We start from the raw sequence: 16,925 nt of genomic DNA, 5'->3' as shown, positions 1-16,925 counted from the left end.
GTTTTGGCAATGACTACTCCAATATCGCATCATGTTTATCCATATAAACGATAAAGACTAACGGCTCTTCATCGCCTCTCTGCTTTGGCAATGCGCCCTCCAATAACGCGTCAGGTTTATCCATATAAACGATAAGACTAATCGCTCTTCATCGCCTCTATGCTGCTTTGGCAATGCCCCCTCCAATATCAGATCAGGTTTATCTTAATTGTGCAGTATGAGTTAGTAAAAAGAGATTTTGCGGGAAACGACCTAGGAAATTTTGCGCTCCTTCAGCGTAAAAGATTCCAGTCGTTGACGCCGAAACCTCTTTTTACGAATAGAAGCAGAATTACAGTAAACATTGTGATAATCTAATAGATATTGTGATAATCCAATAGATAAAATATAAGTTAGACCAATGAGCTTAATTTATAAAATTGCCCTGAGTATGATCCAAAATGTTGGGCATGTTACTGCTAAACATCTGTTGACCCATTTTATCACACCGGAAGCGGTATTTAAAGCGGATAAGAAAGCATTGATGCAGGTTCCGGGAGTTGGCCTCATTACTGCAGAACATATTTTAGGGAAGAACGCACTATTAAAAGCGAAAGAACAACTGAAGTTTATAGAGAAATATCAGGTGAAGGTGCTGTTTTATACGGATGATGATTATCCATCAAGATTGCGAAACTGTGATGATGCGCCAATCCTACTTTATTATCGTGGGACTGCAAACCTGAATCATCCACGCATTATTAGTATAGTAGGAACTCGTATGGCCACTAGCTACGGTAAGATGCTCTGTAAGCAATTGGCAGAAGTGCTGGCACCTTATGACGTACTGATTGTAAGCGGACTCGCCTATGGCATTGACATTTGCGCGCATCAGGAAAGTTTAGCGCAAGGTATTCCGACGGTAGGGGTACTGGCGCATGGTTTAGACCGGATGTATCCTCAAGTGCATGGTCCTGCTGCTCAAAAAATGGTGTTGAATGGGGGCCTGTTAACGGAATTCCCTCCGTACACTAATCCTGATAAGGAGAATTTTCCTAAGCGCAACCGGATTATTGCAGGGATCTCGGATGTGACAATTGTGGTAGAGGCAGCATCCAAAGGCGGGGCGCTCATTACGGCTGATCTGGCCAATTCTTACCATAGGGATGTGTATGCTTTTCCAGGAAGAACAACGGATATTTATTCTGAAGGTTGTAATTTCTTGATTAAGACAAATAGAGCCGGGCTAATTAGCCATGCGAAAGACCTTCCTTATTTTTTAGGCTGGGAGGAATATAAAGCAGTTGTGCCAACAGAGTTGCCAGCCGATCTTTCTGATATAGAAGTACAGATATTGAAGGTGTTAAAGGTTTCGGAGATGGAACTTGATGCGCTGACCCATCAGATAGGACTTCCCCAAAGTAAGTTATTATTGCATTTATTGACGCTGGAAATCGAGGGCTTGCTGACTTCTTTGCCGGGGAAACGGTATCGGCTCAATTGAGATATTCTTCATTTACCTATATAATAGATGGTAGATAAGTCTATTGGACTAGTAGATTAAAATGTTATTTTGTTTAATTGTTTTTTACAATATTAAATATTGAATTATGTTTTATAAATAGAATTCTAAGCACCAATTTGTATTTTTGTAACCATGTGGTACAATAATATTTTGGAAACCATTGGTAATACACCACTGGTAAAATTGAATAACATTACGAAAGAAATTCCGGCTACGGTATTGGCGAAAGTTGAAAGTACCAACCCTGGTAATTCGATTAAGGATCGTATGGCAGTTAAAATGATTGAAGACGCGGAGAAGAGCGGTAAGCTTAAACCGGGTGGAACGATCATAGAAGGTACTTCTGGAAATACCGGGATGGGCCTGGCTATGGCGGCAATTATTAAGGGCTATAAATGTATTTTCACGACTACAGATAAGCAGTCTAAGGAGAAAGTAGATGCTTTACGTGCTTTTGGTGCGGAAGTGATCGTTTGTCCGACGAACGTAGAACCTGAAGATCCAAGATCTTATTATTCAGTTTCTTCGCGTTTAGAACGTGAAGTTCCGAATTCATGGAAACCGAATCAATATGATAACCTGGCTAATTCTCAGGCACATTATGAGCAGACGGGACCTGAAATCTGGGCACAAACTGAAGGAAAGATCACGCATTTAGTGGTTGGGGTAGGTACTGGTGGTACCATTTCTGGTACAGGGAAATATTTGAAAGAGCAGAATCCTGATATTAAGATCTGGGGTATTGATACTTATGGATCGGTATTTAAGAAATATAAAGAAACAGGCATTTTAGATAAGAATGAGATCTATCCTTACATTACGGAAGGGATTGGAGAAGACTTTTTACCAAAGAACGTAGATTTTGATATCATAGACCTTTTTGAGAAAGTGACGGATAAAGATGCAGCCCTAATGACGCGGGATATTGCACGTAAAGAAGGGATTTTTGTGGGGAATTCTGCAGGATCGGCTATTGCCGGACTATTACAGTTGAAAGATAAATTGAAGCCAGAAGATGTGGTGGTGGTGATCTTTCATGATCATGGAAGCCGTTATATGGGGAAAATGTACAATGAAGATTGGTTGAGAGAACGAGGTTTCCTTAAAGATGAGAAGCTGACTGCAAGGTCTATTCTTTCCAAAAAGGAATCTGCAGAAATCATTACCATTGATTGTGAGAAGACAATTCTGGAAGCCATCAACAATATGAATGCTTTAAATATCTCTCAGATTCCGGTTACTCAGCAAGGAATGGTAGTCGGTAAATTGGCCGAAAGTGATATCATTAAAGCACTTTTAGAGAACCCATCTTTAAAATCTGCGCCAGTAAAAGAGATTATGTCAAGTACCTTTCCTTTTGTGGATATGAACACTTCGATTGATAAGATTTCATCATTGATCAATAAAGAAAATTCAGCGGTATTGGTAGAAGATGAGGATGGCAGAATTGAGATCATCACTCAATACGACATCATCAACGCGATTTCTGCATAGGATCAATGCGATTTCAATAGGAGGCTGAGTCCTTCATATTGGTAAAGTAGGAATTTATTAAGCATAAAAAATCCCGGATTTCCGGGATTTTTTTATGCCTTGTTATTTTAAACCAAGTGACTTTGCTCAATTATTCTAGTGACTAGGTGCTGAAGCATCAACACGTTTAATCTGTGCACCAAGGGCGCGTAAACGGGTGTCAATGTCCTGGTAACCACGCTCAATTTGCTCGATATTGAAAATCGTTGATTTTCCTTCCGCAGATAAAGCAGCGATCAATAGGGATACTCCTGCACGGATATCCGGAGAAGTCATGCTGATACCTCTTAATTTATATTGCTTGTTGATTCCGTTTACTGTTGCTCTGTGTGGATCACATAGGATGATTTGAGCACCCATGTCAATCAGTTTGTCGACAAAGAACAGACGGCTTTCAAACATTTTCTGATGAATCAATACTGATCCTTTGGCTTGAGTAGCTACTACCAATACGATACTCAACAAATCAGGAGTGAATCCTGGCCATGGAGAATCTGCGATAGTGAGCATAGAGCCATCAATAAAGGATTCAATTACATAATGTTTCTGAGAAGGAATGAAAATATCATCACCTCTAAGTTCAAATTTGATACCTAGTTTTCTGAAAACTTCAGGAATAATTCCTAGTTCTGAATAGCATACGTTTTTAATCGTGATTTCTGATTCGGTCATCGCCGCAAGGCCAATGAAAGAACCGATTTCAATCATATCAGGCAGCATGCGGTGTTCTGTACCGCCAAGTTTGGTGACACCTTCAATGGTCAGCAGGTTGGAACCTACCCCAGTAATTTTGGCACCCATACGGTTCAGCATTTTACAAAGTTGCTGTAAGTAAGGCTCACAGGCAGCGTTATAAATGGTCGTGATGCCTGTGGCCATAACAGCAGTCATCACAATATTTGCAGTTCCGGTTACGGAAGCTTCATCCATCAGGATATAAGCACCTTTAAGGGCGGTAGCATCTACGTTAAAAAACTCTTTTTTAGCGTCATAAACGAATTTAGCACCTAATTTCTCAAAGCCTAAGAAATGCGTATCCAATCTTCTGCGGCCGATTTTATCGCCGCCTGGTTTAGGAATTGCTGCTTTACCGAAACGGGCCAATAGTGGACCGACGATCATAATTGATCCTCTTAAACTGCCGCCTTTAGATTTAAAAATATCTGATTGGAAGAAATCCAGGTTAATGTTTTTGGCTTCAAAAGTATAAGTGTCTTTTGAAAGACGTTCTACGGTTACCCCAAGGTCTCCTAATAGTTCAATTAGTTTGTTAACATCTTTAATATCAGGGATATTACTGATGGTGATTTTTTCTTCAGTTAATAAAACTGCTGAGATAATTTGTAGGGCTTCATTCTTCGCTCCCTGAGGTGTGATTTCACCTTTTAACTTTTGTCCACCAATTATTTCGAATGCATTCATGTTGTAGTAAGCTTGTATAGTAGTATTAAAATTGGTAAGATCTAGTGACGTGGTTTTGGATTGCTATTGTTGTTACGCTGAGGGCGGTTGTTGTTACTGGTGCTGTTTTGTCTGCCTTTACCGTTGTTGTTATTGTTGTTTTGTCTGCCGCGGTTATTGTTGTTCGCTGGTCTGGTCACTACAGGTTTGAATTCAACCTTCGCCAGGTTTACATTTTCATCCAGTTGCAGCTCACCACCCGACAGCTCGCGCAGGTTTTTCAGGATCGTTTCATCCGCAACACTGTCTTTATTCCAGGTGACGTAAGCCATTTTCATGAAATTTGCGATGCCTTGTACCATTGCCGCTCTGCGTTCCGGATCATCAACGGCTTTTGCCTTTTCAATCATCGTTTCCACAGTTTTACCGTAGTGTTTATAGGTGATTTTTTGCTGAGGGTAGCCGATATGTTTCGGTTTTACTAAAGCATCTTCAGGGGTAGGCTTTGGATAAGGGCTGTCTACATCGATTTTATAACCCGAGATGATGTGTAGGTGATCCCATAATTTATGCTTAAAATCAGCAACATCACGCAAATGGGGGTTTAAGAATCCCATAAGATCTATCACCGCCTGAGCATATTTATTACGTTCTTCAAGGTCGGGTAATTCAATAATGTACTTCACCATGTTCTGTACATTACGGCCGTATTCGGCGAGGATTAACTCGTTTCTTGTGGTATTATAATCGAAATTCATCTGTATAATTATACTTTTTATTTTTATGTGCGACCGGTTTAAAGTGCCGGTCGGCCCTTAGGGCGTATTTATCTTCTTGAATAAGCTAAGTTTGCTAAAGGCTGATCGTATCAGGTGATAACGAATTATAGCCATTAATTGTATAATCTATAATCAAATTAGTAGCAATCACGGATTTATAAACTCCTCCGGATTCTGTAAAGATATATTTTATTTAACAATTCGCAATTTAGCAAATTTTAATAATAACTGCTTATTACCCAGACCTTGAAAAAATACCGTTGCTTTTACATCAGGTAAGCTGCCTTCCAGACTCACAATTTTACCGAAACCGAATTTCTCATGCTCCACTTCCATTCCATTTTGAAAAAGGTTTGCCGCATCAGGTGCGAAACCCGGTGTAGGCACATGGGCTTTAGGCAATACCGATGTTTTAGGTCTTGGAGCGGTAGAAGTACCGGTTGCTGTGCCAGAAGCAGCAGGCTTTGGTTTGCTGAAACTATCCCTTTGCTGTGTCCAGCTTCTTCTTTCAGAAGAGAAACTGTCGTCGCTAGTAGGTGGTTTAGCAGATTTTGGTACCTCAATTTCCAGGTAACGGGCATTGATTTCCTCGATAAAACGACTTGGCTCACAATTGGTTAAAGTTCCCCATCTGTATCTCGAAGTAGAGTAGGTAAGGGTCAGTTTCTTCTCTGCCCGGGTTACTGCTACATAAAATAACCTGCGTTCTTCTTCTAAATCAGACCTTGAATTGAGCGACATCTGAGAAGGGAAGAGGTTTTCCTCTAAACCAACTACAAATACGTTCTTAAATTCCAGCCCTTTTGAAGAGTGAATGGTCATTAATGAAACGGTATCTACGTTTTTGTCGTTTGATTTATCGTCATTGGTCAACAAGGCAATGTCCTGCATAAATATTTCCAGACTGCGGTCTTCGATATCTTCGCGTTCTCCAAATTCCTTGATCCCGTTTAATAATTCCTGTATGTTTTCATGTCGCCCACGACCTTCATCAGTCATGTCGGAATGTAATTCTTTTAAAATCCCAGAATGTTGTGCGATGTATAAAGCGGCTTCATAAGCATCCAATTTCTTGGCTTCTACAGTGAAACTCTTGATCATCATTGCGAAATCATTCAATTGATTGGCGATTCTGCCGGCAATGTACTGTTGTGGATTACATACGACTTCCCACATGGTCACATTGTGTTCATCAGCAGCAACCAATAGTTTTTCTACGGTCGTATCACCAAGCCCTCTTTTTGGGTAATTGATTACCCTTTTGATGGCCTCTTCATCACTTGGGTTGAAGGTTAAGCGGAAATAAGCAATTAAATCCTTGATCTCTTTACGTTGGTAGAAAGATAGTCCGCCATATATTTTATAAGGGACATTGAGTTTTCTTAAACCTTCCTCCATTGCTCTGGACTGTGCGTTGGTACGGTATAAGATAGCAAAATCATTGTAGTTATACCCTTTAGAACTACGTTCCTGAATGATGGCTTCTGCTACAATTTTACCTTCCTCATTGTCGGTAAAGGCGCGCTGTACCCTGATCCTGTCGCCAGGCTCATTGTCAGAGAATACATTCTTCTCCAACTGGTTTTTATTGTTGGCGATGATGCTGTTTGCAACTTCTACAATATTTTGGGTAGAGCGGTAATTCTGCTCTAGTTTATACACTTTCAAATCCGGGTAATCGCGTTCAAAATTCAGGATGTTCTGAATATTTGCACCCCTGAAAGCATAGATACTTTGCGCATCATCACCTACCACACAGATATTCTGGTAGGCTGCTGCTAATTTCTTCACGATGGTGTACTGTGAAAAGTTAGTATCCTGGTACTCATCTACCATCAGGTATTTGAATTTCTGCTGGTATTTATTCAAGACGTCAGGATGATTTTTTAACAGCACATTTGTTTTAAACAGCAAATCGTCAAAATCCATTGCGCCTGATTTGAAGCAGCGTTTGGTATACGTTTCATAAATCGCTCCGATTAAAGGACGTTTATTGCTGATGTCTTCTGCCTGGATTTCTGCATTCTCCTGGTATTCGATGTGGGAAACCAGGTTGTTTTTCGCAGAAGAGATCCTGTTGTATACGAAATTGGCATTGTAAAGCTTGTCGTCCAGCTGCATTTCGCGCAGTATCGCTCTGATCAGACTTTTACTATCGTCTGTATCATAGATGGTGAAACTGGAAGGATAACCGATCTTCTCTGCTTCTACTCTTAATATTTTCGCAAATACGGAGTGAAAAGTACCCATCCAGATATTCTTTGCTTCTGCGCCAATCACTTTCATGATTCGCTCGCGCATATCTTTGGAGGCTTTATTGGTAAAAGTAAGCACCAGAATATTGAATGGATCTACTCCTTTTTCAATCAGGTGAGCTACTCTATAAGTAATGACACGTGTTTTTCCGGAGCCTGCACCTGCGACAATCATTGCTGGTCCCTGGGTGTTTTCTACTGCTGCGCGTTGTTGGGGGTTTAATCCTGCTAAATAATCCAAAATGCTATCTTGTTCTGCTTTTTAAAGGTATTGTTAAACCATGTATTGCTATCGGACTACCCTAAAAGTACGTCCGGCTACATTCAGACAAAAATAAGAAAACTATGTCTCTTATTGGAGTTACATCCAATCTTTTTTGCCTGACTCTACTTTATATAACCAATAGTTTACGATCTGATGAATATCGGCGTACTTTCCGTATTTAAAATGCAAGGTACCGGCAGCAGTATGCAGGATCAAATGACCGATATCTGCTTTCTTATGCCAAAAATATTGTTTAGTAGTAATTTTTTGAATTTTATGAGGCTCCATCGTTTGATATTCAATGTCCCAGATGCCACTTTTTTTGAGGATGAAATCTTCCGATACAAATAACCTATGGTGGGCATATTCAAAATAGAGCAGGATCCCAGCGAAAATAGCATAGGGAAGAATTATCCATAGGTAAGGTTGTAAAGCCAGTCTCAGCTGTGCTAATCCTACAAAAATAATAGCTGGAAGCACAATGCGTAGCATGACGGTCAGTAGGAGGAAGCGGTAGTTGGGTACAAAAGAACTGCCTTTCACAGGCAGACAGTGGTAAATCATTTTTAAGATTTCATTTCTTTCCTTTTCATCACATCCCGGGATTTCTATATCATGTTTCTTATTGTCTTTATCTTCTTCTTCGGCCGTATTGAATGCTGCCTGTTTAAATTTTAAATTGATCAGGTTCATTTTTTTCTGGAAAAAGTTCTGGCTGTAGCTGCTAATTTGCACCCTTTCAGGTTTCAGCAAGATGTGTTTCTTTTCAAAGAGCCCAGAATGAATAGAAAGGAAAGTTTTTTCTTTTCTGATTTCAAAGTTGTAATACTTCAGAAAGGTTCGGATCAGATTGGTTCCTAAAACGATGATCAATGCAAAAATCAGCAGAATGCATAAGGAAATCAGACCGAGGCCTTGTGTAGCCAGTTGGCTAATGGGGTTTTCTTCCAGCTGAAATGCTTCGGTATAGTTTTTTGTGGCCTCCAGGATCGCATAGATAAAACCACCTAACAGAGCGATGCTTGCGCCGTAATTAGAAGTCAATCCTACTTTAAATAGGGTATTGCTGCTTAATTTTAAGATTGGGATATTGCTGTAACCGCCATAGTGACCTTGGTTGTTGCTGTGCTGCTGTTTATCGGTATTAGTTGATTTTTGAGTAGTAGCTCCTGGAGTAGCTGAGTATTCAGTATGATTTGCAGCTGTCAATTCGTTTGTTGCGGTGGCAAATGTTCTGCTCAATAATTTCTCTCTGAGGATGGTCGCTGCCTCATGATCAATAGCCTTGATACTGGCTTCTTTTTGATCACTTCCCGCGGTATCAATATCGAGGCTGTAAACACCAACTATTCTTTGAATCAAGGATTGGTTGATGTTTACCTGTTGGATTTTATCCAGCCTGATGATCAGGTTTTCCCGGTTAAATATGCCCTTTTGGATGATGAATTCCTGTTTTTCTTCATCGAGAAAGAACGTGAATTTAAGATAGCTGAAATAGGAATGGATGGCGAGAACGATCAGGTAAGCAAGAAATCCTGCGATGAGGTATCCCGTACCACTGCTTTTTGTGCGGACAAGCAGTAAGATGATCGGGAATATCAATACCCGGATGCTTTGCTGGAGCTGGTTGGCAAAGATGATGACCACACCAATCGGAGATTGCCTTTTTGGGGCGGAAAAATTAGTTTCCATTGGCCTCCTGGTTGTTGAGCTGTCTGGTCAGTTCTTCTTTAATGGATTTAGCCAATTCAATTGGTAACCCCGGAATCGCAATATTTCCGGAAATTCCACCGGCAGTATAAATATGTAAAGTGGCCAATTGAAACATTCTGGAGAACACACCTTCGTTGAGGGTGATGTGCTGGATTCTCGTAAAGGGAATAACGGAAGTGCTGATAGAAATGATGCCGCTTTTATAAATCACGTCTTTTTCCCGTATAGCATAACCTCTTTTTTTGACACTAATTGCATAAAAGACAACTAATAAAATTCCAATCAATACATATCCGCCAATAAAAAGATAAGGTTGAGGCTTTAAGGCTTTCAGCAGGAAAAACAGGAATGCCGCCGCCAGGGCTAAAAAGACCATAAACACTACTATATTTAATAAAATTACCTTCCAGTATTTTTTGTCTACCTCATTAAGGGACACAGTTTCATACTTTGGAAGCAGGCTGAGGTCTAAGTTTTCGTTCGTAAAATCTTGCATTTTGTAGGTAAATTCACAGGTAAAATAGCGTTCGAAACGAAGTTAATAAATTATTCTTATGCCCGGCTTCAGAAGGATTTGTGTTTATTTTCATATTTTTATAAAAAATATTTTATGAAGTTAGAAATTGAAGTAGATGTTATAGGTGTTCATTTGGCTGATTTTGAAGGAAAGATAGTAGCACCTGCTTTTATTGATAGTGTGGATGGTGGTGTTAAAATGACGTTTTTAGGTATTGATTCACTGAAAGAATACAAATCAGCGTTGATCCAGGAAGATGCGGAAGAGGTTGCCGGAACGGAAAAAGAGATAAAGGATAAAATTAATAAAGGACTGAAAAAAGCGATTTCGGAACACATTACGATGATGGATTCCATTAGAGTTTACTCTGAAGCTTTATTCACTTTTATATATAGTACTGATGCGCACAGAGAAGATAAGAAATACATCTTTAATGAACTGATCGAAGGTCTTAAAGTCGCTGAAAACGACGGCGAACTGGAGACCGCAATTAAAGACAGTACTTATGAAATGGGAGAATTTACAATTGGCTATAAAATGGCCTTTAGAAAATATTCTTGTGATTTCTTAAATTATGATTTTATTGCGCTTAGAGATCAATTAGTAGCTGATCTTATTGGCTTGCAAAAGAGTTTGTAGGAGATATCATCCTTCAGTAACCCTTATTAATGATTTTAATAAGGGTTTTTTTATGCGCTTTTCAGAATAAATTTTTCTAGTTTTATCGACTCAAATTATTGGCGTTTTAAAGGAGGGAATTGTTGGGAAGATGCGCTTCAATTGGCTGCTCAGCTCTTCATTACCAGCTCACAAACGACTTGATAGGTGTTTAAACTAAATTTTGAAATAACCATTTGTTATGCAAGAGATTAAAAAATATGTAGAAGACAACAAACAACGTTTTTTAGAGGAGTTGTTTGAACTGTTACGTTTTCCTTCGGTAAGTGCAGACCCTAAATATAAAGGGGATGTATTGAAGACAGCTGATTTTGTAGCTCAGAAGTTGAAAGATGCTGGTGCGGATAATGTTGAAATCTGTGAGACTGCCGGTTATCCTATTGTTTACGGGGAGAAAATCATTGATGCAGCATTACCTACCGTTTTAATTTACGGTCACTATGATGTGCAGCCTGCAGATCCTTTGGAGTTATGGAAAACGCCTCCTTTTGAACCAACAGTACGCGATGGTAAAATCTATGCACGTGGTGCCTGTGATGATAAAGGTCAGTTTTATATGCATGTTAAGGCTTTTGAATTGATGATGAAAACCAATACTTTGGCTTGTAACGTGAAGTTCATGATCGAGGGAGAGGAAGAAGTAGGTTCTGCAAATCTTGGTGTATTTGTGAAAGCAAATACGGAGCGTCTAAAAGCTGACGTGGTCTTGATTTCTGATACTTCTATGATCAGCATGGAAAACCCTTCTATTGAGACCGGACTTCGTGGTTTGGCTTATATGGAAGTAGAAGTGGTAGGTCCAAACCGAGATTTACACTCAGGTGTATATGGTGGTGCAGTGGCAAACCCGGCAACAATCCTGTGTAAACTGATTGCTTCTTTGCATGACGAAAATAACCACATTACGATACCTGCGTTTTATGATAAAGTAATCGAATTGACTGACGCTGAAAAAGCAGCTTTAAACTCAGCACCATTCGATTTGGAGGAATATAAAAAAGACCTGGAAATCGGTGCGGAATGGGGCGAAAAAGGTTATTCTACCTTGGAGCGTACCGGGACAAGACCAACTTTAGAAGTAAATGGTATCTGGAGTGGTTATATTGGGGAAGGTGCGAAAACGGTATTGCCTTCTAAAGCAAATGCTAAAATCTCTATGCGTTTGGTTCCAAATCAGACTTCTGAAGAGATCTCTGAAATTTTCGCTAAGCATTTTGAAAGCATTGCTCCTGATTATGTAAAAGTAAAAGTTACGGCGCATCATGGTGGTGAACCAGTAGTGACGCCAACAGATAGTATCGCTTACCGTGCTGCAGAACAAGCAATTTTAGATTCATTTGGTAAAAAACCAATCCCTACAAGAGGTGGCGGAAGTATTCCAATTGTAGCCTTGTTCGAAAGTTCATTAGGTATTAAATCTGTATTGTTTGGATTCGGATTAGATAGTGATGCTTTACACTCTCCAAATGAGAAGTTTGACATCTATAATTATTATAAAGGAATTGAGACTTTACCTTTATTCCATAAATATTTCGCAGAGTTGAGCAAATAAGCGCTTTTTTCTAAAATGAATAAATAGTTATTCAAAAAAGGGTGGCCAAATCGGCTGCCCTTTTGTATTTTTACCCCATGCCTTTGATACCTCCAAATTCTCCTTTACTTAAAAAAGAACCTGCTGCTAAAAAGCCAGCTGCCCCTAGAAAAAAGCCGGCAGTAAAGTCCGCAGCAAAGACTCCAGTGAGGCGGAAAGTGGTGAAAAAGAAGAAGCCTATGGCCATGGAATGGAAGTTTGCCATTGTGGGCTTAATGCTGATCTTATTGTCGCCATTTTACTACGGGTATATCATTAAGGGGTTCAGCTCTACCTGGCGCTGGGTGAAAGATTGGGGACAAGACCCGAATTACCGTACGTACAGCAGTTTTGATATCCGTATTCCAAAGAAATATTCGATTCACGGTATTGATGTTTCTTATTACCAGGGAAAGATCGATTGGCGTAAAGTGAAGGCGATGAAAGAGGATGAGGTGCAGGTTAAATTCGCGTTTATAAAAGCTACCGAAGGTATTTTAAGTGTAGATCCTTATTTTCAGCGCAATTGGAGAGAAGCGGCAAAGGCTGGGGTTATTTGCGGTGCTTATCATTTTTTTAGGCCACAAAAATCTGGCGAATGGCAAGCTAAGTTTTTCCTGCAGACGGTGAAATTTGAGGAGGGAGATTTACCGCCAGTAGTGGATATTGAGCAATTGAATGGGGTAGATCCAGCGAGTATGCGTAAGGAACTCCAGGATTTTATCAGCTATGTAGAGAAGAAAACGAAGGTAAAGCCGATTATTTATTCCGGCCTTACTTTTTATAGAGATTATTTGAAAGGACATTTCGATGAATATCCATTATGGATTGCCCATTATCATCAGGCAAAACTGAAAGTCAGCGGAGATACCAATTGGTTTTTCTGGCAGCATTCAGATAAAGCACGGATTACAGGGATCAATCATGTAGTGGATTTTAATGCGTTTAATGGTGATAGTACTGCTTTTGAGCGACTGAGGATTCCTAAAATCCTCAGTTACTAGCTAACCGCATGTGCCACCGAGGAGGTGGCATTGGTTTAGTTTCTCATGAAAATGAATCATTTTTTCCATTGTTTCTGTCATCATTTCCAGTTGTTTCTTTCCGATTAGTTTTTCGTATTTACTACTGAGTAAACTGGCCTGCTGCGCCACTTGAAGGTAGAATTTCCGACCTTCTTCGGTCAATTGCAAAAGGTTCGCGCGAGCATCAATTGTGCTTTTTTCTGCTTTAATCAAGCCGCTCTGCTCTAGTTCTTTCATGATTTTTCCTGTTGCCTGTCTGCTTACTTTTAAGTCCGCAGCAATGGCACTGCTGGATTTTCCACTCAATCCTACGGCCATGAAAAAAGGTAGGAAAGCCATGTTGAAATGCGGCTGATGTAGGTGGCATATATTTTTATCTCCCCAATCGTCTGTTAACTTCTTGAGGACATATAGCTGTTTAAAAAGCACAGCTTGTTTATGGTAGTCTATCATTAATGTGGTGGTTTTGTAAACTTAGTTGACTAAACTAACAAAATGGATTAAAAATGTCAAGGTTGTTTATACGGGATTTACAATTTTTTTCTCTAAAAAGATGCGTTGAAAACCGGATGGATTTGTTGGGTTAAGCAGGGGAGTTTGATTTGACTGAATAGATATCAGACTATAAAAAGCTCGCATGTTTTCAAGAATTCAGGATCCGCATCTGCTCCAATGCCGGGAGTCTCAGGAACTTCCAGCAAATAGCCATTGTAAGTAACACCGCCTATTGCGGGGTCCAGGAGATGTCCAAGTAGGCAGGTATCCAGGTCAAAGAACACCACATTTGGGCTGGATAAAGCAAAATGAAGGTTGGCACTGGTTGCGATTCGACTTTCCAGCATACTGCCAATCATACATTTTGTGCCGGTTTGCAATGCGATTTCATGGATCTTTTGGGCTTCCAGAATACCTCCGGATTTGGAGAATTTGATGTTTAGGTATTCGCAAGATTTACTGTTGATGAGTCTACGTGCATCATGATGGTTGTAACAGCTTTCATCAGCCATGATTTTAACCGGAGAATTGAGGTTTAATTCTGGTAGTTGGTCGTCATACCATGTTCTCATGGGCTGTTCGCAAAACTCTATGTTGTGTTCAGCAAGTTTCCCCAATCCGAATAGCGCATCATCAAAACTCCATCCCTGATTGGCATCCAGGCGAATTTTTATGTTTTCTCCTACGGCCTGACGGATCTGTTTCACACGCTCGATGTCGTCTTTAATGTTTTTACCCAGTTTTATTTTTAATATGTTGCATCCCTGTTCTTGATATTTTAAAGCGGTATTGGCCATGGTCTCAGGGGTATCAATACCAATGGTCATGTCTGTTTCTACGATTCTGTTTTGTCCGCCAAGAAATTGATAGAGTGGTTGTTCAGCGTGTTTTGCTGAAATGTCAAATAAGGCCATGTCAAACGCACTTTTGATGGTTCCATTGTGGGCATAACCCATTAAGTCGTTCATTCTCTCAGGGATATCCAGGGGGTCTTTCCCAATCAGTATTTTAGCAAAGACTTTTGCCATGGCCAGACAAGTTTCCTGGGTTTCACCTACAATCATTGGAAAGGCAGAGCATTCGCCCAGGCCATAAATTCCAGTATCGGTATGGATTCTGATCAACACATTCTGAGCGAAATCCATAGTCCCAGTGGCAATCACAAATGGAATCATAGGGATACTAAAGCGATATATTTCTGTATGGCTGATCTTCATGGCGGTCCTTGTTTTTCTTAAAATTACCGATTTTGTGTCATTTGTCCCTATCCGGCTATGCCTTTCTTTTTATTTTTAGAAAAACAACGATAATGATGAATTCTCCCTTGATTTCTTGCATTATGCCAACTGCAAACCGCCCTCATTTTGTTAAGTACGGATGATGATTTTATCAGAAACACAGTGCTAAGGTTCATGCGCATGACTATTACCAAGGATTTATGGCCACCTTACATGTGAATAATACCAGCATTAAATTCTTTGAAAATTAAGAAGAAAAGCTAGCAGGCTCGCAAGAATAACCTTTATTTAAGTCATGGGCCTTTACATGATCAGGAATAACCTTTACATACAGCATGATTTTTTTAAGCACACAGGAATTACTTTTTGATGGTAATAGTTCTGCCAGTGACCAGGTGGAAGGTGTAAATCCTATATAAGCCATCATCAGACGTTTCAATTTCTTCTACAAGGCCTGTTTTACTAAACGTATCCGTTACCAAATCTCCTTTTTTTACTTCTTGTAATACTTCTGCTGGGGTTTCGTTATTTAATCTGATCATGATTTAGGGTATTTATCGGCTCTTAATAGTGGTTAAAGATAAGGGCATCTATGGCTTTTTCTGTTATTTATCTGAGACAAAAACTTTATGACCAAAAATATCCGTTTTGTAAATTCCAATTCGTTTACCCTTACCATCTTCCACTACAATGTTTACAAAAATGTCTTTCTTTTGCTTACCTATAACTTTGCCGTTCGCATCTTCTGTTAGGGTATTGCCAAAAACATCTTTTTTCTGCTTACCGATGGTATTGTCTTTCTCATCAACAAGAATGGTATCACCAAAAGAATCTACTTATATATTTATAATGGGTAGTTTGGCTGTGAACTAAGGTAGGAATAATAGACAGGATGATGCCTAACGTTAATATTTTTATTTGGTTTTCTTTGTGTGTGTAGAAGTTAAGATACAAAAACAATACCAGCAAAGTAACTAATGATTGGTGTAGAAGTATCATTGTTATTTGACCAATAAGAACAATGATAGCTGATTCTATCAGCGGGTTCCTGTTCTTTTTCTGATGCTGTATTTTGAATGTGAATGAAATTTTTTAAAGCGCTTGTATCGAACAATAAAGGCGGTTTAATTGTTGGTTTTAAAACAGATTCTATTCCCTCACGATTAAACAAAGCCGGTTTATTAAAAATCTGGTTATATTTGCCAACTTATTATGCCAAATGGCATAAAACCGGTAGGTCATTTTGCCTAAAACCGGTGATGAAACATTAAAATTGATAACTAAAATAACATCATAATGAGTATTAAACCCAATACAGTAGTATCATTAACGTACGAATTGCATACGACTAATGAAGAAGGACAACAAGTTTTCGTAGAAAAAGCAGATGAGCAAAATGCACTAGTGTTTTTATATGGTACAGGAATGATGTTGCCTAAGTTTGAAGAGCATTTGGCTGGATTAAATGTTGGTGATGAGTATAGCTTTGAGCTTTCTGCAGCTGATGGTTACGGTGATTTAGATCCGGGAGCTTTCGCTGATTTACCTATTGATATGTTCAAAGAAGCTGGATTACCTGCTGTAGGTGATGTAATTCCTTTGCAAGATAACCAAGGTAACCATTTCAGAGCTGGTGTAACTGCAATCCACGAAACTACTGTTTCTGTAGATTTGAATCACCCAATGGCTGGTAAAAACCTAATTTTTGCTGGTAAAATCCTTTCTGTGCGTGAAGCAACTGAAGAAGAATTAAGTCATGGCCATGCACACGGTGCAGACGGTCACCAAGGTCACTAGTAGATCTTAAATGATATAAAATAGGGTATCCTGATCAGGATACCCTATTTTTTTTTGTTGCATATTTTTTGCAATTAGACAGTTTTTAATCTCCTTTACTTACTGTTCTTTTACTAATTTCCAGACCAACCTGTTCTGGTTTTATATGCATTTAA

At 39.4% G+C, this 16,925-nt stretch carries 14 protein-coding genes; 6 read left to right on the top strand and 8 right to left on the bottom strand.

The genetic code is table 11. The annotated features are described in order from the left end of the window. The first annotated feature begins 400 nt into the window (after nt 1-400). Entirely contained in the window at nt 401-1,483 is a 1,083-nt protein-coding gene (gene dprA, locus AQ505_RS20845) for a DNA-processing protein DprA (RefSeq protein ID WP_062549961.1), read from the top strand. A gap of 153 nt (nt 1,484-1,636) precedes the next feature. Beyond that, nucleotides 1,637-2,998, top strand: coding sequence for a pyridoxal-phosphate dependent enzyme (locus tag AQ505_RS20840; RefSeq protein WP_062549960.1), 1,362 nt, complete (start codon nt 1,637-1,639; stop codon nt 2,996-2,998). A gap of 135 nt (nt 2,999-3,133) precedes the next feature. Here the strand turns inward: AQ505_RS20840 and murA are convergent, their stop codons facing one another. From murA to AQ505_RS20815, 5 genes are all read right to left on the bottom strand, one after another. Next, the gene (gene murA, locus AQ505_RS20835) at nt 3,134-4,459 is read right to left on the bottom strand and encodes a UDP-N-acetylglucosamine 1-carboxyvinyltransferase (protein WP_062549959.1); all 1,326 of its coding nucleotides are present in this window, start codon (nt 4,457-4,459) and stop codon (nt 3,134-3,136) included. A gap of 41 nt (nt 4,460-4,500) precedes the next feature. Continuing rightward, nucleotides 4,501-5,196 (bottom strand): DUF4290 domain-containing protein, encoded by a 696-nt coding sequence (locus AQ505_RS20830; protein ID WP_062549958.1) that lies wholly within the window; start codon nt 5,194-5,196, stop codon nt 4,501-4,503. A gap of 210 nt (nt 5,197-5,406) precedes the next feature. After that, nucleotides 5,407-7,713 carry an ATP-dependent helicase gene (locus AQ505_RS20825; RefSeq protein WP_062549957.1) on the bottom strand — a complete coding sequence of 769 codons (2,307 nt, stop codon included), beginning with the start codon at nt 7,711-7,713 and terminating at the stop codon, nt 5,407-5,409. Nucleotides 7,714-7,833: 120 nt separating this feature from the next. Further along, entirely contained in the window at nt 7,834-9,429 is a 1,596-nt protein-coding gene (locus AQ505_RS20820; protein ID WP_062549956.1) for a PH domain-containing protein, read from the bottom strand. Then, nucleotides 9,419-9,946, bottom strand: coding sequence for a PH domain-containing protein (locus tag AQ505_RS20815; RefSeq protein ID WP_062549955.1), 528 nt, complete (start codon nt 9,944-9,946; stop codon nt 9,419-9,421). The genes AQ505_RS20820 and AQ505_RS20815 overlap by 11 nt, the downstream gene beginning before the upstream one ends. Before the next feature lie 114 nt (nt 9,947-10,060). Here AQ505_RS20815 and AQ505_RS20810 point away from each other — a divergent pair, with 114 nt between their 5' ends. From AQ505_RS20810 to AQ505_RS20800, 3 genes are all read left to right on the top strand, one after another. Next, entirely contained in the window at nt 10,061-10,606 is a 546-nt protein-coding gene (locus tag AQ505_RS20810; RefSeq protein WP_062549954.1) for a hypothetical protein, read from the top strand. 220 nt (nt 10,607-10,826) lie between these two features. Then, nucleotides 10,827-12,197 (top strand): dipeptidase, encoded by a 1,371-nt coding sequence (locus tag AQ505_RS20805; RefSeq protein ID WP_062549953.1) that lies wholly within the window; start codon nt 10,827-10,829, stop codon nt 12,195-12,197. 77 nt (nt 12,198-12,274) lie between these two features. Then, on the top strand, nt 12,275-13,219 hold the full coding sequence (locus AQ505_RS20800) for a glycoside hydrolase family 25 protein (protein ID WP_062549952.1): 945 nt from the start codon (nt 12,275-12,277) through the stop codon (nt 13,217-13,219). Here AQ505_RS20800 and AQ505_RS20795 read toward each other — a convergent pair whose 3' ends face one another. The 3 genes from AQ505_RS20795 to AQ505_RS20785 all read right to left on the bottom strand — a co-directional run bounded on the left by AQ505_RS20795 (nt 13,220) and on the right by AQ505_RS20785 (nt 15,515). Then, entirely contained in the window at nt 13,220-13,693 is a 474-nt protein-coding gene (locus tag AQ505_RS20795) for a MarR family winged helix-turn-helix transcriptional regulator (protein WP_062549951.1), read from the bottom strand. Nucleotides 13,694-13,857: 164 nt separating this feature from the next. Beyond that, nucleotides 13,858-14,952: a mandelate racemase/muconate lactonizing enzyme family protein gene (locus tag AQ505_RS20790; RefSeq protein WP_062549950.1), complete on the bottom strand. Its 1,095-nt coding sequence runs from the start codon at nt 14,950-14,952 to the stop codon at nt 13,858-13,860. 380 nt (nt 14,953-15,332) lie between these two features. Further along, a complete protein-coding gene (locus AQ505_RS20785; RefSeq protein ID WP_062549949.1) occupies nt 15,333-15,515 on the bottom strand; it encodes a hypothetical protein in 183 nt (60 codons plus the stop codon). 754 nt (nt 15,516-16,269) lie between these two features. Here AQ505_RS20785 and AQ505_RS20775 point away from each other — a divergent pair. After that, nucleotides 16,270-16,770: an FKBP-type peptidyl-prolyl cis-trans isomerase gene (locus AQ505_RS20775; protein WP_062549947.1), complete on the top strand. Its 501-nt coding sequence runs from the start codon at nt 16,270-16,272 to the stop codon at nt 16,768-16,770. Nucleotides 16,771-16,925: the final 155 nt, after the last annotated feature.

Origin of the sequence: Pedobacter sp. PACM 27299 (genome assembly GCF_001412655.1) — a bacterium.
Taxonomy (GTDB): domain Bacteria; phylum Bacteroidota; class Bacteroidia; order Sphingobacteriales; family Sphingobacteriaceae; genus Pedobacter.
Note: the sequence above shows the minus strand (reverse complement) of the source record. Positions and strands in the feature narration are given on the sequence as shown.